At 76.5% G+C, this 24,292-nt stretch carries 24 protein-coding genes; 16 read left to right on the top strand and 8 right to left on the bottom strand.

The window, feature by feature from the left end; translation table 11 throughout:
* Positions 1 to 16 precede the first annotated feature (16 nt).
* From IPO09_03690 to IPO09_03665, 6 genes are all read left to right on the top strand, one after another.
* A complete protein-coding gene (locus IPO09_03690; GenBank protein MBK9516457.1) occupies positions 17 to 1,711 on the top strand; it encodes a hypothetical protein in 1,695 nt (564 codons plus the stop codon).
* Positions 1,712 to 1,845: 134 nt separating this feature from the next.
* Positions 1,846 to 2,655 (top strand): alpha/beta fold hydrolase, encoded by an 810-nt coding sequence (locus IPO09_03685; protein ID MBK9516456.1) that lies wholly within the window; start codon positions 1,846 to 1,848, stop codon positions 2,653 to 2,655.
* Complete coding sequence (locus IPO09_03680) at positions 2,652 to 3,440, top strand: methyltransferase domain-containing protein (protein ID MBK9516455.1); 789 nt, start codon at positions 2,652 to 2,654, stop codon at positions 3,438 to 3,440. The genes IPO09_03685 and IPO09_03680 overlap by 4 nt, the downstream gene beginning before the upstream one ends.
* A gap of 95 nt (positions 3,441 to 3,535) precedes the next feature.
* Positions 3,536 to 5,188, top strand: coding sequence for a serine/threonine protein kinase (locus IPO09_03675; protein ID MBK9516454.1), 1,653 nt, complete (start codon positions 3,536 to 3,538; stop codon positions 5,186 to 5,188).
* Entirely contained in the window at positions 5,185 to 5,691 is a 507-nt protein-coding gene (locus IPO09_03670; protein MBK9516453.1) for an FHA domain-containing protein, read from the top strand. The genes IPO09_03675 and IPO09_03670 overlap by 4 nt, the downstream gene beginning before the upstream one ends.
* A 26-nt stretch (positions 5,692 to 5,717) precedes the next feature.
* Complete coding sequence (locus IPO09_03665) at positions 5,718 to 7,118, top strand: putative Na+/H+ antiporter (GenBank protein MBK9516452.1); 1,401 nt, start codon at positions 5,718 to 5,720, stop codon at positions 7,116 to 7,118.
* Positions 7,119 to 7,362: 244 nt separating this feature from the next.
* On the opposite strand, the gene IPO09_03660 is transcribed toward IPO09_03665, so the two are convergent.
* The 5 genes from IPO09_03660 to IPO09_03640 form a co-directional block, all read right to left on the bottom strand.
* Positions 7,363 to 8,241 (bottom strand): transposase, encoded by an 879-nt coding sequence (locus IPO09_03660; GenBank protein ID MBK9516451.1) that lies wholly within the window; start codon positions 8,239 to 8,241, stop codon positions 7,363 to 7,365.
* Positions 8,242 to 8,357: 116 nt separating this feature from the next.
* On the bottom strand, positions 8,358 to 9,146 hold the full coding sequence (locus IPO09_03655) for an enoyl-CoA hydratase/isomerase family protein (protein ID MBK9516450.1): 789 nt from the start codon (positions 9,144 to 9,146) through the stop codon (positions 8,358 to 8,360).
* Complete coding sequence (locus tag IPO09_03650) at positions 9,143 to 9,358, bottom strand: acetyl-CoA carboxylase biotin carboxyl carrier protein subunit (protein ID MBK9516449.1); 216 nt, start codon at positions 9,356 to 9,358, stop codon at positions 9,143 to 9,145. The genes IPO09_03655 and IPO09_03650 overlap by 4 nt, the downstream gene beginning before the upstream one ends.
* A gap of 28 nt (positions 9,359 to 9,386) precedes the next feature.
* The gene (locus tag IPO09_03645; protein MBK9516448.1) at positions 9,387 to 10,781 is read right to left on the bottom strand and encodes a hypothetical protein; all 1,395 of its coding nucleotides are present in this window, start codon (positions 10,779 to 10,781) and stop codon (positions 9,387 to 9,389) included.
* 161 nt (positions 10,782 to 10,942) lie between these two features.
* Positions 10,943 to 11,803, bottom strand: coding sequence for a response regulator (locus tag IPO09_03640; protein ID MBK9516447.1), 861 nt, complete (start codon positions 11,801 to 11,803; stop codon positions 10,943 to 10,945).
* 340 nt (positions 11,804 to 12,143) lie between these two features.
* On the opposite strand from IPO09_03640, the gene IPO09_03635 reads away from it, so the two are divergent.
* Complete coding sequence (locus IPO09_03635) at positions 12,144 to 12,917, top strand: SDR family oxidoreductase (protein MBK9516446.1); 774 nt, start codon at positions 12,144 to 12,146, stop codon at positions 12,915 to 12,917.
* A gap of 184 nt (positions 12,918 to 13,101) precedes the next feature.
* Positions 13,102 to 14,460: a TrpB-like pyridoxal phosphate-dependent enzyme gene (locus IPO09_03630; protein ID MBK9516445.1), complete on the top strand. Its 1,359-nt coding sequence runs from the start codon at positions 13,102 to 13,104 to the stop codon at positions 14,458 to 14,460.
* Between the two features lie 46 nt (positions 14,461 to 14,506).
* Here the strand turns inward: IPO09_03630 and IPO09_03625 are convergent, their stop codons facing one another.
* The 3 genes from IPO09_03625 to IPO09_03615 all read right to left on the bottom strand — a co-directional run bounded on the left by IPO09_03625 (position 14,507) and on the right by IPO09_03615 (position 17,234).
* Entirely contained in the window at positions 14,507 to 14,893 is a 387-nt protein-coding gene (locus IPO09_03625) for a hypothetical protein (GenBank protein ID MBK9516444.1), read from the bottom strand.
* Between the two features lie 130 nt (positions 14,894 to 15,023).
* A complete protein-coding gene (locus tag IPO09_03620) occupies positions 15,024 to 15,968 on the bottom strand; it encodes a universal stress protein (protein ID MBK9516443.1) in 945 nt (314 codons plus the stop codon).
* A gap of 162 nt (positions 15,969 to 16,130) precedes the next feature.
* Entirely contained in the window at positions 16,131 to 17,234 is a 1,104-nt protein-coding gene (locus IPO09_03615; protein ID MBK9516442.1) for a calcium/sodium antiporter, read from the bottom strand.
* A gap of 139 nt (positions 17,235 to 17,373) precedes the next feature.
* On the opposite strand from IPO09_03615, the gene IPO09_03610 reads away from it, so the two are divergent.
* Genes IPO09_03610 through IPO09_03575 form a run of 8 tightly spaced genes read left to right on the top strand, consistent with a single transcriptional unit; the run spans position 17,374 to position 24,289 of the window.
* Positions 17,374 to 17,877, top strand: coding sequence for a Na+/H+ antiporter subunit E (locus IPO09_03610; GenBank protein MBK9516441.1), 504 nt, complete (start codon positions 17,374 to 17,376; stop codon positions 17,875 to 17,877).
* On the top strand, positions 17,874 to 18,143 hold the full coding sequence (locus tag IPO09_03605) for a hypothetical protein (GenBank protein ID MBK9516440.1): 270 nt from the start codon (positions 17,874 to 17,876) through the stop codon (positions 18,141 to 18,143). Before IPO09_03610 ends, IPO09_03605 begins: the two co-directional genes overlap by 4 nt.
* Complete coding sequence (locus IPO09_03600) at positions 18,140 to 18,442, top strand: monovalent cation/H(+) antiporter subunit G (GenBank protein ID MBK9516439.1); 303 nt, start codon at positions 18,140 to 18,142, stop codon at positions 18,440 to 18,442. Before IPO09_03605 ends, IPO09_03600 begins: the two co-directional genes overlap by 4 nt.
* Entirely contained in the window at positions 18,439 to 19,380 is a 942-nt protein-coding gene (locus IPO09_03595) for a DUF4040 domain-containing protein (GenBank protein MBK9516438.1), read from the top strand. Before IPO09_03600 ends, IPO09_03595 begins: the two co-directional genes overlap by 4 nt.
* Positions 19,377 to 19,676 (top strand): NADH-quinone oxidoreductase subunit K, encoded by a 300-nt coding sequence (locus IPO09_03590; GenBank protein ID MBK9516437.1) that lies wholly within the window; start codon positions 19,377 to 19,379, stop codon positions 19,674 to 19,676. The genes IPO09_03595 and IPO09_03590 overlap by 4 nt, the downstream gene beginning before the upstream one ends.
* Complete coding sequence (locus IPO09_03585; protein ID MBK9516436.1) at positions 19,673 to 21,154, top strand: oxidoreductase; 1,482 nt, start codon at positions 19,673 to 19,675, stop codon at positions 21,152 to 21,154. The genes IPO09_03590 and IPO09_03585 overlap by 4 nt, the downstream gene beginning before the upstream one ends.
* Entirely contained in the window at positions 21,151 to 22,641 is a 1,491-nt protein-coding gene (locus IPO09_03580; GenBank protein ID MBK9516435.1) for a monovalent cation/H+ antiporter subunit D family protein, read from the top strand. The genes IPO09_03585 and IPO09_03580 overlap by 4 nt, the downstream gene beginning before the upstream one ends.
* Positions 22,631 to 24,289: an NADH dehydrogenase gene (locus IPO09_03575; protein ID MBK9516434.1), complete on the top strand. Its 1,659-nt coding sequence runs from the start codon at positions 22,631 to 22,633 to the stop codon at positions 24,287 to 24,289. Before IPO09_03580 ends, IPO09_03575 begins: the two co-directional genes overlap by 11 nt.
* Positions 24,290 to 24,292: the final 3 nt, after the last annotated feature.

The raw sequence follows: 24,292 nt of genomic DNA, 5'->3' as shown, positions 1-24,292 counted from the left end.
GTAGCATGCGCCCCCCGTGAGACGCTCACTCCTCCTCGCCCTGCTCGCCCTGCTCGCCGCGGGCTGCGCCCACCAGCCGCGGCCAGCCAGCCCGATCCCCGACCCCGCCGGTCCACCGGGCGCGACCACCCCTGGCCAGCCTGGCGCCGACCCCGCTGCGCGGCCCCTCGCTCCCGGCGCGGCGCCGGCGACCTCGGCCACCGACCCGCTGGCAGACGTCCGCGCCGGGGTGGACGCCCTGCTCACCGCGCAGGGCGAGGCCGCCTGGCGCGCCTGGACCGGCGGCGACCCGGCCGACCCGGCCGACGCCTGGGCCGGCCGCGAGTGGCTGGCCTCGCCGGCCACGCTGGCCCGCCTGGCGGACGCCCTCGCCGCGGCGCCGGCCACCGAGCGCGCCGGCCTGGACCGGCTCCGCGCCTTCGTGCTCGGCGAGCACCTGGCCCGCGCCGCGGCCGGCCCGGCGAGGGCCCTGGCCGCCGCCCGCGCCGCCGCCACCTTCCGCTGGGACAGGCGCAGCGTGCCCTTGCGGCAGCTCCCGGCGCTCCTGGCCGCCGAGCCAGAGGGGCCGCGGCGCCAGGCCCTGGCCGCCGCGCACGCCGCCGAGGCCAGCAAGCTGGCGCCGCTGGTGGCCAGCCGCGACGCTGCGCTGGCCGCGGCCGGCGGCACGGCCGGCTTCACCTCCACGCTGGAGCTGGCCGCCGCGCTGCGCGGCGCACCCGCGGCCGAGCTCGCCGCCCTGGCCGAGGCCACCCTGGCCGGCACCGAGGCCACCTGGCGCGCCCTGCTGGCCGACCTCTCGCGCCGCGAGCTGGGCGGGCCGGCCGAGCGGCTGCGGGCCCGTGACCTGCCGCGCCTGCTGCGCACCACCGCCCCGCCGGCCGCCTTCCCGGCGGCGCGGCTGCTGCCGGATGCCGAGCAGCTGCTCATCGGCCTGGGGCTGGACCTCGCGGCCGGCGGCCGGCTCACGGTGGACGCCGCGCCAAGGCCCGGCAAGATCGCGCGGCCGCTGGCCGTGGTGGTGGAGGCGCCCGGCGCGGTGCGCCTCTCGCTCGCCCCGCTGGCCGGCCTCGACGCCGCGCGGGCGCTCCTGCACGAGCTGGGGGTGGCGCAGGCCGCCGCCCGCACCACCGCCGCCGCGGTGGAGGACCGCCGGCTCGGCCCGGCCGCGCTGCCGGCCGCCTGGGGCGCGCTGCTGGCCTCGGTGACGGCCTCGCCGGACTGGCTGTCGGCCCATGGCCTGGAGCCCGAGGCCGTGGCGCGCCAGGCCAGGGTGGCGGCGGCCCGGCGCCTCCTCTCGGCGCGCGAGGCGGCCGCCCGGGTGCTGGCCGAGGTGGAGCGGGCCAGCGATCCGGCCGGCGCCCCCGCCGTGGCCCGGGCGCTGGCCTCCCGCGCGCTCGGCCTGCCGCTCGGTCCAGGCGAGCCGGTCCCCTGGGCCTTCGACCAGGAGCCGCTGCTGCGCGCCGCCGAGACGCTCCAGGCCGAGCTGCTGGCCGCGCAGGTGGAGGCCTTCCTGGCTGCGCCCCACGGCGGCGGGCCCTGGTGGCGCAGCCGGCAGTCGGGAGCCTGGCTGGCGCAGGCCTGGGCGGTCGGCGCGCGGCGCTCGCCCCAGGAGGTGGCGCGCGGGCTGGGCGCGGCCGGGCTCGATCCGGCGGCGCTCGACGCCCTGGCCAGGGCAGCGGCCGGGCCTCCAGCGGCCCCCGCCGCCCCCTGAACCAAGGGCTCGGGGCCCAGTGGCCGGAAGCGGGCACGCCCGCTCGCCGGCCGGGTTCCTCCGCCGCTCGTCAACCGCATCGTCACCAGCGGTTGACGAGCGCCGGACGGGCTGCGATCTTCACGCCCGCCCCGATGCCCACCCTCCTCCGCGACGACGGCGCGACGCTCCACGTCGAGGTGGCGGGGGCCGGCCCCCCGCTGCTCATGCTGCACGGCTGGTCGCGCTCGTCGCTCGACCTGGCCGGGCTGGCGGCCCGCCTGGCCCCGCGCCACCGGGTGCTCTCCCTCGACCTGCGCGGCCACGGCCGCTCCACGTCCGGCCCCTTCACGCTGGCGGCGCTGGCAGGCGACGTGGCGGCCCTGGCCGGGGCCGAGGCGCTCCACGGCGCCCTGCTGCTCGGCTGGTCGCTGGGCGGCCAGGTGGCGCTGGCGGCGGCCGCGCTGCCCGCCCTGCGCGCCCGCCTGGCCGGGCTGGTGCTGGTGGGCGCCACCCCGCGCTTCACCGAGGGTGACGGGTGGCCCCACGGCCTGCCGGCCCGCGCCGTGGAGGGGCTGGCGCTCAGGGTGCGGCGCCAGCCCGCCAAGGCGCTGACCCGCTTCCTCGAGGACTGCCTGGCCCCCGGCGAGGCGGAGGCCCTGGGCGAGGGTCGGCTGGCCGCGCTGCGGGGCGGCCCCGCCCCGGACGCCGCGGCGGCGCTGGCCGGCCTCGACCTCCTGGCCTCGACCGACCTGCGGGGCGCGCTGCCGGCCGTGACCCTGCCCACCCTGGTGCTGCACGGCGAGGCCGACGCCATCTGCCCGGTGGGCGCCGGCCGCGCGCTGGCCGCCGCCCTGCCCGCGGCGCGCCTGCGCACCGTCCCGGGCGCCGGCCACGCCCCCTTCCTGGCCCAGGAGGCCCTGGTGGCGGAGGCCGTCCTGGCCTTCGCCGGGGGGCCCCTGTGAACCCGGTGGACAAGGCCCGCGTCCGGGCCGCCTTCTCTCGCGGCGCCGCCGCCTACGACGGCCGGGCCGAGGTGCAGGCCGCGGTGCGCGCCCAGGCCCTGGCGCTGGCGGCCCGGGCGGCGCCTTCGGCCCGGCGGGTGCTCGACGTCGGCTGCGGCACCGGCCGGCTGCTGGCCGACCTGGCCGCGGCCCGGCCCGGCGCGTTGCTCACCGGCGTGGATCTCGCCCCCGGCATGTGCGCCGCCGCCCGCGCCGCCGCCCCGGGCGCCGCCCTGGCCTCCGCCGACGCCGAGGCGCTGCCGCTGCGCGACGCCGCCTTCGACCTGGTGCTCTCCACCTCCACCTTCCAGTGGCTGCCCCGGCTCGAGCCGGCGCTGCGCGAGTGCGCCCGGGTGCTCCGGCCGGGCGGGCGGCTGGTGCTGGCCCTCTTCGCCGAGCGGACCCTGGGCGAGCTGACCGCCTCCTGGCGGGCCGCCGCGGCCGGACGGGCCCCCGACCGCACCCACCGGTTCTTCACCAGAGGTGAGGTGGGCGCCGCCCTGGCCGCCGCCGGGCTGGTGGTGGCGGCGCTCGAGGAGGAGGAGCGGGTGGAGCGCCACGCCGACGCCCGCGCCGTGCTCCGCGCGCTCAAGGCCATCGGGGCGCAGAACGCCGCGCCGCAGGCCGGCGGGCTGGCCGGGCGGCGCGTCACCCTGGAGCTGCTGCGCCACTACGACTCGCGGTATGGCGGGCCGGACGGTGTCCCCGTGACGTGGCACGTGGTCTACGCGGTCGCTTCACGGTAGCATCGGCCACCGTGGCCGAGGCCCCCCTCACCCCCGAGTTCAAGCCCCACGTCTTCGGGAAGTTCTTCCTGCTGCAGCGGCTCGCCGTGGGCGGCATGGCCGAGATCTTCCGGGCCCGCACCGTGGGCGCGGCCGGCTTCGAGAAGGAGCTGGTGGTGAAGCGGATCCTGCCCAACCGGGCGCAGGACCAGGGCTTCATCTCCATGCTGGTGAACGAGGCCAAGCTCACCGTCCAGCTGACCCACAACAACGTGGCGCAGATCTACGAGTGCGGGCTGGTGGAGGGCAACGCCTTCATCGCCATGGAGCTGGTGAACGGCGTCTCGCTCAAGGAGGTGATGCACGCCTTCCCGCGGGCCGGCGTCACCATCTCTCCGGAGCAGGCCATCTTCATGGTGCTGCAGCTGCTCCAGGGGCTGGACTACGCCCACAAGAAGACCGACGGGCAGGGCCACGCGCTGCAGATCGTCCACTGCGACGTCTCGCCCGACAACTGCCTGGTCTCCTACGAGGGCGAGGTGAAGCTGCTCGACTTCGGCATCGCCCGGGCCGCCACCGGCCTCTCCAACTACAAGGAGGGCATGCTGATGGGGAAGCTCGGGTACGTGGCGCCCGAGCAGGCCTCGCTGGAGACCCGCTGGGACCACCGGGTCGACCTCTTCGCCGCCGGCATCATCCTCTACGAGCTCCTGACGCGGCAGAAGCCCTTCCCCAAGGCCACCGACGTCGACTCGCTGATCACCTCCCGCAAGGCCAAGGTGGTGCCCCCCTCCACCCTGGACCCGCGGCTGCCGCGCGAGCTCGATCAGATCGTGGCGCGGGCCCTGGCCTACGACCCGGCCAAGCGGTACGGCGAGGCCCGCCACTTCGCCGAGGCGCTGGTGGACGTGCTCTTCCCCACGCCCCACTCGGCGGTGCAGGACCTGCTCAACCAGCAGATGCACCAGGTGTTCGGCGACAAGATCACCCGGCTGCGCCAGGCGCGCGCCCACGACGCGCTCATCATGAAGGTGCTCACCAACCTGGCCGACCGCCCGGCCGACCTCGGCACCACGGCGCAGCACGGCCTGCCCTCGCTGCGCGGGGGCGACCCCATGGAGCTGGAGCCGCTGGCCGAGGTGCCGCCGCCGGAGTCCCGCCCGGCGCCCCAGGCCCGGGCGCCGCAGCGCCCGGTGGTGGTGCGCCGCTCCTCCTTCGGCGCGCTCTCGCTGGCCGCGCTGCTGGGCGCCGCCGCCGGGGCGGCCGGCGCCTGGTTCGGCGCGCCCTGGCTGCGCCCCGGCGCCCTCATCGTCACCAGCCTGCCGCCCGGCGCGGACGTGGCGCTCGACGGCCTGCCCACCGGGCAGCGCACCCCGGCGGTGCTGGAGGGGCTGCCGCTGGCCCGGCCGCACGAGGTGACCCTCTCCGGGCCGGCGCTGCGCGAGACCACCGTGGCGGTGCGCCCCTCGCCCGGGCAGGTGGCGGTGCGGGTCCACGCCACCCTGGCGTCCACGCTGGGCACGCTCACGGTGGAGAGCGTCCCGCCCGGCGCGGCGGTGCGCCTCGACGACGTGGCCCGCGGCACCACCCCGCTCTCCATCCCCGGCGTCCGGCTCGACCTGCGCCACCGCATCGACCTGGAGCTGGCCGGCCACGAGATCGACCAGGTGGTGGTGCTGCCGGAGAAGGACGGGGCGCTGGTGCGCCGCACCCTGACCGCCGCCCCCCCGGACGCCGGCCGGGTGCGCGAGGGGGCGCGCGCCCGATGAAGCTGGTCATCGAGGACGACGCTGGGACCCGCATGCTGGTCCCGTTCACCTCGGAGGAGCTCACCCTGGGGCGGGCCGCCACCGGCGTGGGCTGGCGGCTGCCCGACCGCAACGTCTCCAGGCGCCACGCCCGCTTCTCCCGGAGCAGCGGGGGCGCCATCTTCGTGGAGGACCTGGGCAGCCTGACCGGCACCTGGCTCAACGGCGAGCGGGTGGCCGGCAAGCGCAAGCTCCGGCCCGGCGACCTGGTGGAGATCGGCCACTACGACCTGATGGTGCTGCCCGACGGCGCGGAGGCCGCCGGTCCGGGCACGCCGCCGCCGCTGCCGGCCGTGGACCTGCTCGACCCCGCGGTGGTGCAGCCCGCGCCCAGCGCCCCGCCTGCGGCCACCGCCCCCGGGGCCGCGCCGCCCCGACCTGCCGCCCGGCGCCGCCTGGCGCTGGCGGCCGCGCTGGTGGCCGCCCTCCTGGCGGGTCTGCTGCTGGCGCGCCTCGCCCGCTGAGCGCCGGCCTGGGCTAAGAACTGCCCATGGCCACCCCCAGCCCGTCCGGCTTCCCCCTCCCGCTGGAGGCCTACCAGGGCGAGGCCGGGCTCGGCCTGCTCGAGGTGCTGGCCCGCCGCGCCGCCGCCGACCCCTTGAACCTGGTGGCCACCGGCCTCTTCCTGGCCGCCATCCTGCACACCTTCGCCGCCCCGGCCCTGATGGCCGCCTCACACCGGCGGAGGCTCCAGGTGGAGGCGGCGCGCGGCGAGGGCGCGCACAGCGCCAGCGTGGAACTGCTCCACCTGCTCGGCGAGATCGAGGTGGTCTTCGGGCTCTGGGTGGTGCCGCTGCTGGCGGTGCTGGCCTTCGCGGAGGGGCCGCGCGGGCCGGAGCGCTTCCTCTCCCAGGTCCACTTCACCGAGCCGGTCTTCGTGGTGGTCATCATGGCGGTGGCCTCCACCCGGCCGGTGCTGGCCTTCGCCGAGCAGGTCATGGGGGCCATCGCCCGGGCCGTGGGCGGGACGCCACTGGCCTGGTGGCTCACCATCCTCACGGTCGGCCCGCTGCTCGGCTCGCTCATCACCGAGCCGGCCGCCATGGTCATCTGCGCCCTGCTCCTGTCCCGGCGCATCTTCGACCTCGAGCCTGGCCCGCGCTTCCGCTACGCCACGCTCGGGCTGCTCTTCGTCAACGTCTCCGTGGGGGGGACGCTCACCCACTTCGCCGCGCCCCCGGTCATCATGGTGGCCGCCCGCTTCGGCTGGGACACGCCGTTCATGCTGGGTCACTTCGGGTGGAAGGCCGCGGTGGGCATCCTGACGGCCAACCTGCTGACCGCGCTGGCGCTGCGCCGGGAGCTGGCCGCGCTCGGGGGGCGGCCCCCCCCTGCCGCCACGGAGGAGGAGGAGGCCGCCGCGCCGCCCGTCTGGATCGTGGCGACGCACCTCGCCATGCTCGGGCTGCTGGTCTTCACGTCCCACACGCCGTCGGTGCTGGTCGGGGCCTTCCTCTTCTTCCTCGGCTTCCAGCGGGCCACGGCGCCACACCAGGCGCCGCTCGACCTCCGCTCGCCGCTCCTGGTCGGCTTCTTCCTGGCGGGCCTGGTGATCCACGGCAGCGGGCAGGCCTGGTGGATCCAGCCGGTGCTCTCGCGGCTCGACGCGGTGCCGCTCTTCTTCGGGGCCCTGGGGCTCACCGCGTTCAACGACAACGCCGCCATCACCTACCTGGCCTCGCTGGTGCCCGGCTTCTCCGACGAGCTCAAGTACGCGGTGATGGCCGGGGCGGTGGCCGGCGGCGGCCTCACCGTCATCGCCAACGCGCCCAACCCGGCCGGCCAGGCCATGCTGGCGCGCCACTTCCCCAGCGGCGTCCGCCCGCTGCCGCTGCTGGTGGGCGCGCTGCCTGCGACGGTCATCGTGAGCGCCTGCCTGCTGCTGCTGTAAGAGCGGGTCCAGTCCGGGAGTAATCCCCTGGGAAGCCTCATCTCCGATGCCGCCGTGAAGGAAGGGGGCCGCCGAGTGCCCAGCCAAAGGGGGGGGGGCCGGCAGGCCCGGGTGGTGGGGCTCGCAGCAGGAACGGCCAGGGCGGGGCTCGCTGAACTCGCGCAACGCACACCGCTGCCCTCGTCGTGGGCCGGACAGGCCTCGCGGAGCGCAGCAGGGCTGGTTCGAAGCTCGGAGCGGTCGTCTAGGCGGAAGCGCAGGCGACGCCGTGTGCGACCCGCATCAGGTAGGTCCCGGCAGGGAACACGGGCTCCACCTTGCCTTCGCGCCAGACCCTGAGCGCCTCCCAGTAGTCGCTGAGGAAGCTCTCCAGCTGCTGGAGGAGCTCGATGCGCCTCCACTTGTCCCGCGCGGCCACCCTGGGAGAGAGCCGGCGGCGTGGCTCGCCGGGCCTCGGGCGGGCGAAGGGGCTCTGCGTCCGCACCCGGGTCACGCCGAGGAAGGCCGGGATCTGGGCGCGGGCCGCCTCCTCCTGCCGCGAGAGCTCCGCCCGAAGCCGGTCGCGGAACTCCTCGGTCGAGCTGAAGCCGGTCGGCACCTCGAGCGCGAGGTCGACGTGTTCGGGGAGGAGCCCCTCCCGGTCGAAGAAGTGGTCCGGACGCTTCACCCGGATGGTGGTGCCGATGGTGTCCGGCGCCGACCAGAGCCCCGGCCAGAGGTGGGCAGCGCGGACCAGGCCGGCGGCGACGGGGTTTGCGAGGGTGTATGCGGCCTTGGCGATGACGTCCTCGGGTGACCCGAGGACCACGGCGCTGTAGGTGCAGGGCGCCCAGAAGTACTCCCAGCGCCCGAGATGGGCGTTGAGGGCGCGGGCCACGAAGGAGCAGAGGAACTGCTGGAAGGCGGGCAGGCGGGCGTGGGGATCGGTGACGACGAGGTGGAGGTGGTTGGAGAGGACGCAGTAGGCGTGGACCTGGACCTGGTAGCGCTCGGCCGCCAGGGCAAGCACGTAGGCCACCACCTGGTTGACCACCGCGCTGGGGCGGAGGAAGAAGTGGCGGAGCAGGCAGCGGCGCGTGACGAGGTAGGTGCGACCCGGGAGGATCTGCCGTGGCGCGGTCATGGGCAGAGCCCTGGCAGCACCCGTGCCAGGAGCGGCCCCCGGAATCACAGGGCAACTGCCAACTCCTCCGCCCGCGCCACGGACCCTGGTCCGTAGGACGGAACTCCCGGACTGGCTCACCGCCCTTGGAACGCTGGCGGGCGCCGCTCGGCGAAGGCCTTCCGCCCCTCCAGGATGTCCTGGCTCTCGAAGGCGCGGCGGCGCAGGTCTGCGATCTCGTCGCGTTCGGCGGCCGACAGGCCCCGCTCGTGGGCGGCCTCCAGCAGCCGCAGGATCCGCTTCATGCCCTGCACGGCCAGCGGGGCGTTGCCGGCGATCTCCTCTGCCAGCGCCAGCGCTGCGTCCTCGGCCCCCTCGGCCGGCACCAGCCGGTTCACCAGCCCCCAGGCCTGCGCGGTGACGGCGTCCACCGGCTTGCCCAGGAAGAAGAGCTCGCGGGTGCGGGCCCCGCCCACCAGCTGCAGGAAGCGGCGCAGGCCGCCCTCCGGGTAGACCACGCCCAGCTTGGCCGGCGGCAGCCCGAGCGCGATGCCCTGGCGGGCCACCCGCAGGTCGCAGGTGGCGGCCAGCTCGCAGCCGCCTCCGTAGGCCGGGCCGTTCAGGAAGGCCACGGTGGGGCAGGCCACCGCGGCCAGGGCGTCGGCGGCGCGCTCCACCGCCTCGTCGGGTCGCTCGCCGCGCCCGTTCACCTGGCCCAGCTCGGCCAGATCGAAGCCGGAGGAGAAGGCCTCCAGGCCGGCCCCGCGCAGGACCAGGCAGCGCACCCCCGCCAGCGCCGCCGGCTGGCAGGCCGCCAACAACTCGTCGAGCGCCCGGAAGTCGAGGGCGTTGCGCTTCTGCGGGTTGTCGATGGTGAGCACGCGGACCGCCCCGCGCTCCTCGCTGCGGAGGCGCTGCGGCGTCATCCCAGCACGACCAGCACGTCGCCCTCGGCGACCGCCTGCCCGGGCTGGCAGCGCACCTCCACCACCAGGCCACCCACCAGCGCCTCCACCGGCATCTCCATCTTCATCGACTCGAGGATCACCACCACCTCGCCGGGCGCCACCGCGTCGCCGCGCGCCTTCTCCAGCCGGACCACCGTGCCGGTGATGTGCGCCGCCACCTTCTCCGCCATGAGGCACCTCCGTCGGGGAGGGAGCAGGCTAGCCGCTCCCGTCCACCCCCGCCAGCACCTCCCAGCCTCCCGCCAGGTCCACCGCCAGCACCTGGCGGCGCGCCGCGTCGGCCACCAGCAGGCGGCCGCCCTGCCAGGCCAGGCCGGACGGCTCGCCGAGCTCGAGCCCCGGCGCGGCCAGCTGCGCCGCCTCGCCGCCGGGCCCCACCAGCCACACCGCGGCGCCGGGCCCGTCGGCCACCGCCACGCCGCCGCCCGGCAGCGCCGCCAGCGCGGCCGGCCGCTGCAGCGCCACCGGCCCATCCCCGTCCACCAGGGTGGTGACCACCCCGCGGCCGAGGTCCACCGCCCGCACCGCGCCGCCGCCGCCGGCCACCAGCAGCGTCGGCCCCTCCGCCCCCTCGCCGGCGAGCGCCAGCGCGTCCGGCTGGGCGAAGGCGGCGTCGTGCAGATCGTCGTCCAGGTGCCCCTCGCGCCCGTCGCCTGCCGCCACCCAGAGCCGGTCGCGATCCACCTCCAGCGTCCAGACCTGGTGGGCGCCGGCCATGGCCAGGTGGAGCCGCCGCCGCGCGGCGTCGAAGGCCAGCCCCTGGGGCGAGCGCAGGGCCACCTCGGCGCCCGGTGCGAAGGCGCCAGGGGCCAGCGTGGCGCGCCCCAGCGCCCCGGTGCCGGCGGCCACGCTGCGCTCCCCCGTGGACAGCTCGAGCCGCCAGACGCGCTGCGCGCCCGGATCGGCCACGTAGAGCGCGCCGGCCGCCTCGTCGAGGGCCAGCCCGTGGGGCCGCACGAAGCCGCCGTGGCGCGCCAGCAGCGCCGCCGGGCCTCCCGGCGGCAGCGCATACTCCAGCACCTCGCCGCGCCCGGTCTCGGCCAGGAAGAGCCGCCCACCCGCGGCCAGCAGCGGGCCCGGCGAGGCCAGCGGCCCCTCCGGCCAGCGCTCCGGGCGGAGCGGCACCGGCGAGACCGCCAGCTCCTGCCCCTCGGCGCGGGCTCGCGCCAGCTCGTCCTGCAGCCAGGCCGCCAGGGGCGCCTCGTCGAGCTCGCCCTCCGCCAGGCCGCAGCGCCGGCCCGCCGGATCCACCAGCGCCAGCGACGGCCAGGCCCTGAGGCCGAGGGTCCGCCACACCGACCGGTCGTCGTCCACCAGCACCGGGTGCGTCACGCCGTGGCGCAGCACGGCCCGCCGGGCCGCCTCCACCCCGCGCTCGCCGGGCAGGCGCGGCGTGTGGATCCCCACCACCAGCACGGGCTCGCCCGGGAGCCGCCGCGCCGCCCCGGCCAGCACCGGCAGGGCCTGGTGGGCGTGGACGCAGCCGGCGGAGAAGAAGTGGAGCACCAGCAGCCGGCCAGCCAGCGCCTCGGCCGAGGGCGGGCGGGCCACGTTGAGCCAGGGGAGTCCCGCGGGCAGCAGGGCGGCGGGCATGTCCCTCTCCTAGCGGCGGGGCCGGGCCTGCGCCCGGGCGTGCCCCGGGCAGCGCCGCGCCACGACGCGACGGCCTCGGCGGGTGGGCCGCCCCGGACGCGAAGGCCCGCGCCGGGGTGGGCGCGGGCCTGGCGGATGCCGAAGCACCTGGTGTCTTCGGCTCACCGGCTGGGGGCCGGCTTCTTGGCATCCCCCACGCTGGGCAGCGCCGGCGCATCCGTCAAGGCCTTGGGGTTGGGCTCGTTCGGGGGCACCACCGCCGCCCGGGGCGGCGAGGTCACCTTGCCGGCTCGCGCCTTGAGGAGGAAGCGGACGGTGTCGGCCAGGTCCGGGTACTTGACCGGCTTGTGCAGGAAGAGCGTGACGCCCAGGTCCTGCAGCTCGGCGCGCTCCTTCTCCCCGCCCGAGGTGATGACCACCACCGGCAGGTGCACCAGCCGCGGCTCGGCGCGCAGCCGCTCGATGAGGTCGATTCCCGAGAGCACCGGCATGAACACGTCGGTGATGAGCAGGTCCACCGGCGGCGTGCGCACCAGCCGGTCCCAGGCGGACGCCCCGTCGTTGCAGACCTCCACGCCCAGCCCGGCGATCTTGTCGGTGTCGGAGAGCCGGCGCAGGGCGGCGGCGTACATCTGGGCCACCAGCGAGTTGTCCTCCACCAGCAGGATCCGGTAGCTGGTCTCCTGGGTGCGGGCCGCCGTGGCGATGCGCCGGGTCACCTCGGCCAGCTTGGCGCGGTGGTCGGGCAGGTCGTCCGGGATGCGCACCGCCACCCCGCCCGGGGCGCCGCCCTCGCCGCCGCGGTGGCGCACCACCTCGACGATCAGCTCCACCGGTTCGAGCAGCTGCGGGAAGGAGACCACCAGCGCGGTCCGCTCGCCCGGGGTGAACTGCCGCTCGGTGCGGATGAAGAGCCCGGTGGCCGACAGGTTCTCGGTGGTGTCGAGGACCGCCTCGGCGTCCAGGTACTGGACGTTGAGCAGGAGGGGGAACCTCGGGTGGGTGCGACGCTCCTTGGACATTCTGCTCCTCGCGACCCCCCGCACGCCGAACCCCGGCCCGGCTCGGAGCGGCCGGGTGGGGCCCAGCCAGCGGCCCGGATGGATTATGCCCCGCTCCGCCGCAGAGGAAAGTTTCAAGCAGCGCGCCAGGTCACGGCGAGTGAGATCGGCCACCTGCCCGGCCCGGGCGCGGACCCAGGGTGGCTGGCCCGGGCCCCAGGTGCCGGCCCGGGAGGCATGACACCGCCCCCCTGGTGGGTGGATGGAGGCGGCGGAGTCCCGCCGGGGGCGCCCGTGGCGCGGGGGCGCGTTGCCACCCCATCGGCCGGGTCCTAAGCTCCGCCGCGACCGGAGGATCACCATGGAATCCATCGAGGGGCGCGTCGCGCTGGTCACCGGTGGTGGGCGAGGCATCGGCCGGGCCATCGCGCTGGCGCTGGCCAGGGCCGGGGCGCACGTGGCGGTGGCGGCGCGCACCCTGCCGGAGCTGGAGTCGGTGGCCGGCGAGGTGGCCGCCCTGGGCCGGCGCACCTACTTCTTCCCGCTCGACCTGGCCGATCGCGCCATGATCGCCGAGGCGCCGCGGCTGGTGGCCGCCGCGCTCGGGCCGGTGGAGATCCTGGTCAACAACGCCGGGATGCACGTGGTCGGCCCGCTGCAGGGGCTCGACGACGCCGGCTGGGACGCCGTGCTGGCCGTCAACCTGACCGGCCCGGCCCTGCTGACCCGCGCCTGCCTGCCGGGCATGTACGACCGGACCTGGGGCCGCGTCGTCAACGTGGCCTCGGTGGCCGGCAAGACCGGCCTGAAGTTCGGCGCGGCCTACGCCGCCTCCAAGCACGGGCTGGTGGGGCTGACGCGCTCGCTGGCGCTCGAGGGCGCCCGCCAGGGCGTCACCGTCAACGCCATCTGCCCGAGCTGGACCGAGACCAAGATGATGGACGACGCGGTGGAGCAGGTGGCGCTCCACACCCAGCGCACCGACGCCGAGGCGCGCAAGGCGCTGCTGCGGGGGAACCCCATCGGCCGCGCCGCGCTGCCGGAGGAGGTGGCCGACGCGGCCGTCTACCTGGCCAGCAGCCCGGTGGTGACCGGCCAGTCGCTGCACGTGGACGGCGGCGAGGTCATGGCGTAGCCGGCCGGGAGGGCTCCGGCCCCGCCCCCGCCACGAGCCCCGCCTGCCCGGAGAGCGGGCAGCGCCGGACCGCCGGGTGGCGCCGCGCGCCTTGACGCGGCGCCGCCGCTCCTGCCCTAATCTCCTCCCCCACTTTTCCGGGCCACCCCCCGCCGCGCCCGGCGCGGCCACCTCGAGGAGTCGAATGCAGACCAAGTTCCTGCTCGGCGAGAACCAGATCCCCACCCACTGGTACAACGTCATCGCCGACCTGCCCGCGCCACCCGCGCCGGTGCTGCACCCCGGCACCATGAAGCCGGTCACGCCGGCCGACATGCTGCCGCTCTTCCCGCCCGGGCTGCTGGAGCAGGAGATGTCGGCGGAGCGCTGGATCAAGATCCCCGACGAGGTCCGGGAGATCTACCGGCTGTGGCGTCCCAGCCCGCTCATCCGGGCCCACCGGCTGGAGCGGCTGCTCGGCACGCCGGCCAAGATCTACTTCAAGTACGAGGGGGTCTCGCCGGCCGGCTCCCACAAGCCCAACACCGCCATCCCGCAGGCCTACTACAACAAGCTGGCCGGCACGAAGCGCATCGCCTCCGAGACCGGCGCCGGCCAGTGGGGCTCCTCCATCGCGCTGGCCTGCCAGATGTTCGGCCTGGAGTGCACCGTCTACATGGTGAAGGTCTCCTACGGCCAGAAGCCCTACCGCAAGTCGATGATGCAGCTGTGGGGCGCCGAGGTGCTGGCCTCGCCCAGCCCGCGCACCAACGCCGGCCGCGCCATCCTGGCCGCCGACCCCACCAACCAGGGCTCGCTCGGCATCGCCATCTCGGAGGCGGTGGAGGACGCCGCCACCCACGACGACACCCGCTACGCCCTCGGCTCGGTGCTCAACCACGTCTGCCTGCACCAGACCGTCATCGGGCTGGAGGCCAAGGAGCAGCTGAAGCTGGCCGGCGACTACCCGGACGTGGTCATCGGCTGCCACGGCGGCGGCTCCAACTTCGCCGGCATCGCCTTCCCGTTCCTGGCCGACAAGGCCGCCGGCAAGCAGGTGCGCCTGCTGGCCGTGGAGCCGAGCTCCTGCCCCACCCTCACCAAGGGGGTCTACGAGTTCGACTTCGGCGACACCGCCAAGATGGCGCCGGTGGCCAAGATGTACACGCTGGGTCACGACTTCATGCCGCCCGGCATCCACGCCGGCGGCCTGCGCTACCACGGCGCCTCGCCGCTGGTCTCGCAGGTGGTGCACCACGGCCTGGTGGAGGCCCGCGCGGTGAACCAGCTGGCCTGCTTCGAGGCGGCGGTGATGTTCGCCCGCACCGAGGCCATCATCCCGGCCCCGGAGTCGAGCCACGCCATCCGCGGCGCCATCGACGAGGCGCTGGCGGCCAAGGCGGAGGGGAAGCCGCGCACCATCCTCTTCAACCTCTCCGGCCACGGCCACGTGGACATGGCCTCCTACGACGCCTACTTCGCCGGCCAGCTGGAGGACTACGAGTACCCGGTGGAGAAGGTGAAGGAGTCGCTGCGCCACCTGCCCACGGTGCCGGCGCTCTAGGCCGCGGCGCCACCGCCCCCACCGCGGGCGCCGCGGCGCCTCCGCCTCAGGGCGACGGCCGCGGCGCCTTCGGCGGGGGCAGCCCGCCTTTCGCCAGGACCACCAGCGTCACCACCGACGCGGCGAGCATGGCCGTGATGAGGGCCGCGGCGACCAGCTTCTCCGGACGGCCGCCGAGGACCGCCAGCCAGCCCGCCGCGGCGCGCCAGGTGAACACCAGGGTGAGGAACCCGGTCGTCGCCATGGCCGCCTGGCGGGCCCAGCCGCGGCCGCTCCGCAGGAGCAGGCCCCACGCCATCGACAGCGCCCCGAACGTGCCGCCGGAGGCGAGCGCGGTGGCCGCCTTCTCGGGGTTCGAGAGGTAGCCGAGGACGCCCACGGCGACCAGGAACGCGCCGTAGCCGAGCAGCCAGGTACCGAGTCGGGTGGGCATCGGGGTCATCCTCCACGTCGAGTGCCGGCGGCTGGCCGTCGCGGCGCGGCTGGCTGCCCATCCACGTCCATGCCCGCTCCGGCCGCGTCGCAGGGCCCGGAGGCGCGCGGCCGCGCGCTCACCACCGCGCTCACCACCGCGCCGCCGCCAGGGGCCGCACCGGCGACACGTAGCCGGCGGGCTTCACCACCGCCACGGACCGGGCCAGGCGCGTCACGATGGCCTCGGCCGTGCTGCCGATCAGGATGCCCGCCAGGCCGTTGCGCCCCGCGCTGCCCAGCACCACCAGGTCGGCATCGAGCTCATCGGCCAGGGCCGGGATCGCCGCCGCGGGGTTGCCGGCGGGGAGGTGCGTGCCGGCCAGGGAGGACTCGAGGTGCGCCTCCGCGATCAGCGCCTCCAGCTGCTCCCGCGCCTGCTCCCGCTGCTGGTCCAGGAAGGCCTGGGTGCGCTTCGCCCCGAACTTCGACCTGATCAGCGACTCGGACGGCACGCTCCAGGCGTGGGCGGCGTGGAGCTCGATCGGCCCCGTGCCGGCCATCCGGACGGACAGCTCGAGGACCCGGCGTGCCAGGTCGCGCTCGACGCTGCCGGGCGCGCCAGGATCCACGGCCGCGAGCGCCCGGCGCGGGAACGGAGCCCGGCCCGGGTGGACCGACCAGACCGGCGCGGGGCACTTGCGGAAGAGGTGCTGGGTCACCGAGTCCGGGCCGAACGGGTCTTCACCGCGGGCGGGGACCACCAGGACGTCGGGAGGATGGGCGATGGCGTGGAGCACGACGCTGTGCCAGGGCACCTCCCCCTCGAGCATGGTCGAGCGGGTGCGCCCCGGGGGGAGCGCGGCGCGGGCCATCTCCTCGAGGTTGCGCAGGCGCGCCTCCCGGTCGTCGCGGACCATGCGCAGGATCTCCCGGCCGAAGGTGGTCTGGAAGACCCGATCCTCCGACCGGCCGATGGCGCCGACCACCGTGAGCGCGCCGCCGCCGCGGCGCGCGGCCTCGATCGCGGCCGCCAGGGCCTGCTCGGCGGGCGCGCGCGCCTCGACGTAGACCCACACGTTGTCCAGGCCCTTCATGATGCCCCCTCCTCGCGGACGTGGCCCCGGCCCCGCCTGGCCGGCAGCACCCTGGAGATAGGGCCGCGGAGGCTCCGTGTAAATGAGGAAGGTTCGACGAGATGGTGTGGTTTTTTGGATGTCCCGGGGGACCCTGATCTGGCCGCCGCCCGGACCGACGCCTCACCGGGACGCGGCCGGGGAGCGGAAGTGTCGCCAGAGCGAGACCGCGATCCCCAGCACCGCGAGCGGGATGACGAACTCCAGCATGACCGCCGTGAAGCCGCGCAGGGCGTCGTGCTCCTGCGCCTTGAGCACCAGGTAGGCGGCGTAGGCCAGGTAGAAGCCCAGGAACGCGGCCGCCTCCAGCCTGGCGATGGAGAGGCCGGTCAGGAAGATGGGCAGGCAGGCCACCGCCACCGCCACCATGACCGGCAGGTCGAAGGCCAGCAGCGCGGGCGCGACCCGCAGGCCCCCGGGCGTAGCCAGCGCCGAGACCCCCAGGACGGCCAGCAGGTTGTAGATGTTGGAGCCGACCACGTTGCCGATGGCGATGTCGCGCTCCCCGCGGAGGGTGGCGACCACCGAGGTGGCCACCTCGGGCAGCGAGGTCCCGGCCGCCACGATGGTCAGGCCGATGACCAGGTCCGAGACGCCCAGCAGCCGCGCCAGGGCGACCGAGCCGTCCACGAAGAGGCGAGCCCCCACCACCAGCAGGACCAGGCCGGCGCCGACCCAGAGCAGGCCCGAGAGGAGCTCCCGGCCCCGGCCCTGGCCGCCCGCCGGTCCGGCCTCCGGCGGCGCGGGCGTGGCGGCGCGCCGGTCGGCCTCCTCGCGGCGGCTGCGCCAGATGGACCAGGTCGTGTAGGCGGCGATCCCCACGGCAAGCAGGAGGCCGTCCCACCGCCCGACGGCACCGTCGAGCGCCAGCGCCCAGACCGCCAGCGAGGCGCCGATCATGATGGGCACCTCGAGCCGGACGAGCTGCCGGGCCACCGCCAGCGGCGCCACCAGCCCGGCCACCCCCAGGATGAAGAGCACGTTGAAGACGTTGGAGCCGACCACGTTCCCGAGCGCCAGGTCCGGGTTGCCGCCCAGGCCGGCCTTCACCGAGATGACCAGCTCCGGCGTGGAGGTGCCGTAGGCCACCACCGTGAGCCCCACCACGAGCGGCGAGATGCCGGCCAGGACGGCCAGCCGGGAGGCGCCGGCGACCAGCCGGTCCGCACCCAGTGTGAGGACCATCAGGCCGCCGAGGAGTGAGGCGGCGAGCATCCAGTGGCTCATGGGATGATTCTCCTGCCACACTTCCGGAGGACGCGCACGGACCGGTCGGGGCCCTGGCCGCGCCGGCCCGGGTCGGGGACCAGCCAGCAAGCGCTTGCGCCGGACCGGCCGAGCCACCATGCTTCCCCCTCCGCCACCCATGGCCTCGCTCCGCTCCCACTCTGCCCGCGCGGCCGCCTGGACGCCGCCCCTGGCCCTGGCCTGGTGGGTCATGGTCGAGGGCCGGCCGGGTTCCTGGGGCGTGGGCCTCCCCACCGTCCTGGCCGCCGCGGTGATCGCGGCCCTCGTCTTCCCCCCGCCGCGCCGCTGGCCGAGGCCCCTGGCGCTCCTGCGCTTCGCCGGCTTCTTCGCCGTGCAGTCGCTGCGGGGCGGCTGGGACGTGGCGCGCCGGGCGCTCTCACCATCCATGCCGATGGCCCCGGGCTTCGCGGAGGTGCGCACCTCCCTGCCGGAGGGCGCGGCCCGGGTGCTGCTCGCCGACGTCATCAGCCTGCTGCCGGGCACGCTCTCGGTGGACCTGCGGGGCGACCTCATCGAGCTCCACGGCCTCGACGTCGGCCCGGGCCTCGCGGCCGAGGTGCGCGACCTGGAGCGGCGGGTGGCGGCGCTCTACGGGCTGCCCTGGCCGGGAGGCGCGGCGTGAGCGCCGTGCTGGCCGGCCTGGCGCTCTTCCTCGCCGCCACCGTGGTGGCCGGCCTCTGGCGGGTCTTCCTCGGCCCCACCGAGGCCGACCGGATGCTGGCCCCCCAGCTCTTCGGCACCACCGGCGTGGCCATCCTGCTGGTCTGCGCCGAGTGGCTGGCCGCCCCCTCCCTGCGCGACGTGGCGCTCGTCCTGGCGCTGCTGGCGGTCCTCACCACCGCCGCCTTCGCGCTCCGGTTCCTGGACCGGCGGGAGGGTCGCCGGTGAGCCCCCTCGACCTGCTGGCCCTGCCGCTCTTCGCCGCCAGCGCCTTCTTCTTCCTCTCGGGCACGGTGGGGCTGCTGCGCTTCCCCGACCTGTTCACCCGGCTGCACGCGCTCACCAAGGCGGACAACCTCGGCCTCGGCCTGCTGGTGCTGGGGCTGGCGATCCGCTCCGGCTCGGCGGTGGTGGCGGCCAAGCTGGTCCTGGTCTGGCTGCTGGCCTTGCTCGCCAGCTCGACCGGCTGCCACCTGGTGGCGCGGGCGGCCCGGCGCCGCGCCGCCGCCGCGGAGGAGCGCCCGTGACCGCCCTGGCCTGGGCGCTCGACGCCCTGCTGGCGATCTCGCTGCCGGCCATCGCCCTGGCCGCGGTGCTGCGGCGCGATCTCTTCCACGGCGTGGTGCTGCTCTTCTCCTTCGGCGTGCTGCTGGCGGTGGCCTGGGCCCGGCTCGGCGCCCCGGACATCGCCATGGTGGAGGCGGCGCTGGGCGCCGGCGTCACCGGCGTGCTCTTCCTCTCGGCGCTGGCGCGGATGGGCGCGGGCGACGCCGAGGCGCCACGGCGGCCGCTGGCCTGGGCCGGGCTGGCGGCGCTCTGCGCGCTGGCGGCCGCGCCGGTGGGGCTGGCGGTGGCGGCGCTGCCCCGCGAGGCGGGCGGGCTCCTGGCGGCGCTGCAGGCCCGGGCGCCCGAGGCGGCCGCCCCGCACCTGGTCACCGCCGTGCTGCTCGACTTCCGCGGCTACGACACGCTCCTCGAGATCGCGGTGCTGGTGCTGGCGGTGCTGGGCGCCTGGGCCGCCCGTGGCCGGGTGGTCCTGCCCTGGGAGGGCGCCCCCGCCCCGGGGCCGCTGCTCACCGCCGCCGCCCGGATCCTGCTGCCGCTCATGGTCCTGCTGGCCGGCGCGCTCCTCTGGGTCGGGGCCATCGCGCCGGGCGGCGCCTTCCAGGCCGGCACCGTGCTGGGGGCCGCCCTGGTGCTGGCCTCGCTGGCCGGCCTGATCCGGCCGGGCCGGCTGCCCGACTGGGCGACGCGCGGGCTCCTGGCGCTCGGCTTCGCGGTCTTCCTGGCGGTGGCCGGCGGCACCGCCGCCGCCTCGGGGGAGCTCCTGCGCTACCCGAAGGCCCACGCCGCCGGGCTCCTGCTGGCCATCGAGGCCGCCCTGACCCTGTCCATCGCGCTGGTGATGGCGCTCCTCTTCGAGGGCCGCCCGCCCGCCGGCGGGCCGCCCGGGGAGGCCCGGTGAGCCAGGCGCACCTCTTCGCCCTCTCGGGCGTGCTGATCTTCGCGGTCGGCCTGCTCGGGGTGGTGGCCCACCGCAACCTGGTCCGCCGCATCCTGGGCCTCAACTTCGCCGGCAGCGGGGTCTTCCTGGTCCTGGTGGCCCTGGCGCGGCGCAGCGACCCGCCCGACCCGGTGCCGCACGCCCTGGTGCTGACCGGCCTGGTGGTGGGCGTCTCCGCCACCGCCCTGGCGCTGGCCCTGGCGACGCGGCTGCACCAGGAGACCGGGGCGGCCCGCGTCCCCGAGGAGCGCGAGTGAGCGGCACGCCCTGGATCGCCTGGTGCATCCTGGTGCCGCTGGCCGGCGCGACGCTGGCGCTGGCGCTGGGCCCGCGGCTCGGCCGCTGGGTCGGCCTGGCCACCGCCGCCGGCGCCGGGGCCGCCACGCTGGGGCTGGCGGCCCAGGTCCTGCGCGGCGGCCCGGTGCGCCACCTCGTCGGGGGCTGGGGCGCCCCGCTCGGCATCGACCTGCTGGCCGACGGCCTCTCGGTGCTGATGGCCCTCATGACGGCGGTGGTCGGCCTGGGCGTCACGGTCCACGCCTTCGCCTACTTCGAGGACCACGGCCCGCCCGGCCAGGCCGCCAGCGGCCGGATCCGCCGCCTCCTCTTCTGGCCGCTCTGGCTCTTCCTGTGGGCCGCGCTGCTGGCGCTCTTCCTCACCCGCGACGTCTTCAACGTGTACGTCACCCTGGAGCTGGTGGGCCTGTCCTCGGTGGCGCTGGTGGCGCTGGCCGGCGAGACGGCGGCGCTCGGGGCGGCGGCGCGCTACCTGGTGCTGGCCCTGCTCGGCTCGCTGGCCTACCTGCTCGGGGTGGGGCTGCTCTACGCGGCCCACGGCACCCTCGACGCCGACGGCCTGCGCGCCGCGCTCGCCCCCGGCCTGGTGGCCTCGGCGGCCGCCGCCCTGGTGACCGGCGGGCTCGCGGTCAAGGCGGCCCTCTTCCCGCTCCACGGCTGGCTCCCGCCGGCCCACGCCGGCGCCCCCTCGCCGGTCTCCGCGGTGCTCTCGGCGCTGGTGGTGAAGGCCAGCTTCTACCTGCTGGTGCGCTGGCACGCCGAGGTGCTGCCGCCCGGGCTGACCGCCGGCGCCGCGCAGGCGCTCGGCGTCCTGGGGGCGCTCGCCATCCTGTGGGGCTCGGTGCAGGCGCTGCGCCAGCCGCGGCTCAAGCAGGTGGTCGCCTACTCCACGGTGGCGCAGCTCGGCTACCTCTTCCTCTTCTTCCCGCTCTCGCGCGAGCTGGGGGCCGGGCCCGCGCTGGCGGGGGCCGCGCTCTTCGCGGTGGCCCACGCGCTCGCCAAGGCGGCCCTCTTCCTGGCGGCCGGCTGCATCCAGCATGCGCTGCCGGGCGACCGGCTGGAGCACCTGCGCGGCCTGGGCGCCCGCATGCCGCTCACCACCGCCACGCTGGTGCTGGCCTCGACCAGCCTGCTGGCCATCCCCCCCACCGGGGGCTTCGCCGGGAAGTGGTTCCTCCTCTCCGCCGCGGTGGCCACCGGGCGGTGGTGGTGGGCGGTGGTGATGCTGGTGGGAGGCCTCCTGGCCGCCGCCTACGTCTTCCGCATCCTCCAGCTGGCCATCTCGCCGGCCGAGGACGAGACCCCGGCGCGCGCCCCGCTGGCCATGGAGCTCTCGGCCTTCGCGCTGGCGGCGGCGGCCGTGCTGGTGGGCCTGGTGCCCTGGGCGCCGCTCCGCCTGCTGGCCGCGGCGGCGCCGCTGGCGGGGGGCGCGCCGTGACCCTCGACGCCGCCCTGCCGGTCCTCATCCTGCTCACCTCGGCGGTGCCGGGCCTGGCCATCTTCTTCCTGGGCGAGGAGCGCCACCTGGCGCGCGCCACCCTCAACCTGGCGGGCGCGATGGCCAAGGTGGCGCTGCTCGGCCTGGTGCTGTGGGGCGTCTTCCACGGCCACGCCTACGAGACCCGCCTGCCCTTCCTGCCGGGCATCGACTTCGTGCTGCGGGTGGACGCGCCGGCGCTGCTCTTCGGCGCGCTCTCCGGGGTGCTCTGGCTGCTGACCACCGTCTACGCCATCGCCTACCTGGAGCACTCGCCGCACCGCAGCCGCTTCTTCGGCTTCTTCAGCCTGTGCGTGACGGCCTCCATGGGCGTGGCGCTGGCAGGCAACCTGGTCACCTTCCTGGTGTTCTACGAGTTCCTCACCCTGACCACCTGGCCGCTGGTGGTCCACCGCGGGACGCCGCAGGCCCTGGCGGGCGGCCGCGTCTACCTGGCCTACACGCTGGGCGGCAGCGCGCTCCTGCTGGCCGGCATCGCCTGGCTCCACGCCGTGGCCGGCCCGGTCGAGTTCACCGAGCGGGGCGCGCTGGCGGCGGTGGCCGGGCGGGCCCCCGAGCTGCGCGCCATCTTCGCGCTCCTGGCGGCCGGCCTCGGCGTCAAGGCCGCGCTGGTGCCGCTGCACGGCTGGCTGCCGCGCGCCATGGTGGCCCCGGCCCCGGTCTCGGCCCTGCTCCACGCGGTGGCGGTGGTGAAGGCCGGCGCCTTCGGCCTGGTGCGGCTGGTCTACGACGTCTTCGGCATCGAGTTCGGCGAGCAGCTCGGCGTGCTGGCGCCGCTCGCGGTGGTGGCGGCGGTCACCATCGTGTGGGGCTCGCTGCGGGCCGTCTTCCAGGACGACCTGAAGAAGCGGCTGGCCTACTCGACCGTCAGCCAGGTCTCCTACATCGTGCTCGGCACCGCCGTGGTCGGAGAGCTCTCCACCGTGGGCGGGCTGGTGCACCTGGTGCACCAGGGGCTCATGAAGATCACCCTCTTCTTCTGCGCCGGCAACCTGGCCGAGACGCTGGGCGTCCACAAGGTCTCGGAGATGGGTGGCGCCGGCCGGCGCATGCCGCTGACCATGGCGGCGTTCACCGTGGGTGCGCTCGGGATGATGGGGCTGCCGCCGCTGGCCGGCTTCGTCTCGAAGTGGTACCTGGGCGTGGGGGCGCTGCAGGCCGGGCAGGGGTGGGTCATCTGGGTGCTGGCGGCCTCCACCCTCCTCAACGCCGCCTACTTCCTGCCCATCCTGCGGGCCGCCTGGTTCGAGCCGGCGCCGGCGGCCTGGCCGCACGAGGAGACCTTCAGGCACGAGACCGCGCTCGGCCTGCTGGTGCCGCCGCTGGTCACCGCCCTGCTGGTGATCGCGGCCGGCCTGTTCGCCGGCAGCGACTTCTCGCCCCTGGCCTGGGCCAAGCTGATCGTGGCGCGAGAGTATGCCCACTAGCCTGGCGCTGGCGCTGCCGACCCTGGTGCCGCTCCTCCTGGCCCTGGCCCTGCTGGCGCGCCCGCTGGCCGGACCGGCCCTGCGCGCCGCGCCCCTGGCCGCGCTGCCGGCGCTGGCGGTGGCGCTGGCGTGGCCGGACGGCGCGGCCGACCTGCCCTGGCTCCTCCTCGGCACCCGGCTCCGCCTGGACCCAGCGGCGCGGACGTTCCTCCTGGCGGCCGGCGCGGTCTGGCTGGCGGCCGGCCTGTACGCCTCGGCCTACCTGGCCCACGACCCGAGGCGGCGCGCCTTCTTCACCTCGTGGTGCCTGGCCCTGGCGGGAAACTCCGGGCTGGTGGTGGCCGGCGACGCGGCCAGCTTCTACCTGTGCTTCGCGCTCATGAGCTTCGCCTCCTACGGCCTGGTGGTCCACACGGGCACGGCCGCGGCCGTGCGCGCCGGGCGGGTCTACCTGGCGCTGGTGGTGGTGGGCGAGGTCTTCGTCTTCGCCGCGCTGGCGCTGGGCGCGCAGGCGGCGGGGAGCCTCCGGCTCGAGGACCTGGTGCGGGCCGGGGGCGCCTCGCCGCAGCGCGACCTCATCGTCCTCTGCGCCCTGCTCGGCTTCGGCGTGAAGGCCGGCGCCCTCGGCCTCCACGTCTGGCTCCCGCTGGCCCACCCCGAGGCGCCCACCCCGGCCTCGGCGGTGCTCTCGGGCGTCATGGTGAAGGCGGCCGTGGTGGGCTGGCTGGCGGTGCTGCCGGCGGCGGCCCTGCCCGGCGCCGGCCACGCGGTGCTGGCGCTGGGCGTGGCGGGGGCGCTCTCCGGCGTGGCGGTGGGGCTCACCCAGCGCGATCCCAAGGCCATCCTGGCCTACTCCACCGTCAGCCAGATGGGGCTGCTCATCGCCGGTGTCGGGGCGGCGCTCTCCGACCCGGCCTCCCGCGCCGCCGCTGCCACGGTGCTGCCGCTCTTCGCCCTCCACCACGGCCTCGCCAAGGGCGCGCTCTTCCTCGGCACCGGCGTGGCCCGCGGAGCGGGGGCGCACCGGCGCCTGGCCCTCGCCTCGCTGACGCTGCCGGCGCTGGCCCTGGCCGCCGCGCCGTTCACGAGCGGCGCGCTGGCCAAGGGCGCCCTCAAGGCCCTCGTCGAGGGGAGCGGCGCGGGCGGGCCAGCCGCCCTGGTGCTCCTCTCGCTCTCCTCCGCCGGCACGGTCCTCCTCCTCGGACACCTCCTGCGGACGCTGCACCTCGAGCCCGCCCTGCCAGGCGCCCACCTGGCCGGCCCCGGCGAGCTGCTCCCCTACCTCGGCCTGGTGGCGGCCGCGGGGGCCGTCCCGTTCCTGGTGGGGTCGCCCGGCGCGCTCGCCGACCGCGTCCTCGAGGGCGCCTGGCCGTTGGCCCTCGGGGCGGCGGCCGGCGTCGCGTTCGCCGGGTTCCCGCCCTGGCCGGTGCCGCCCGGGGACGTCCTCGCCCTCTACGAGCGCCTGGCCAGCCGGATCTGGCGGCCCGTCGCGGCGGCGCCGGGGGGCGCGCCCCGGGATCCCGGCCCGTGGCTCCGGCTGGCCTCCGCGTGGGCCGCCGGCGCCGAGGCGCGGCTCCTGGCCGGGGTCGGCTCGGGCGCGGCCCTGGCGGCGCTGCTCGGGGCCCTGCACCTCCTGCTGGGCCGGTGAGCC

It is taken from the genome of Anaeromyxobacter sp. (assembly GCA_016718565.1).
Taxonomy (GTDB): Bacteria; Myxococcota; Myxococcia; order Myxococcales; family Anaeromyxobacteraceae; genus JADKCZ01.
Note: the sequence above shows the minus strand (reverse complement) of the source record. Positions and strands in the feature narration are given on the sequence as shown.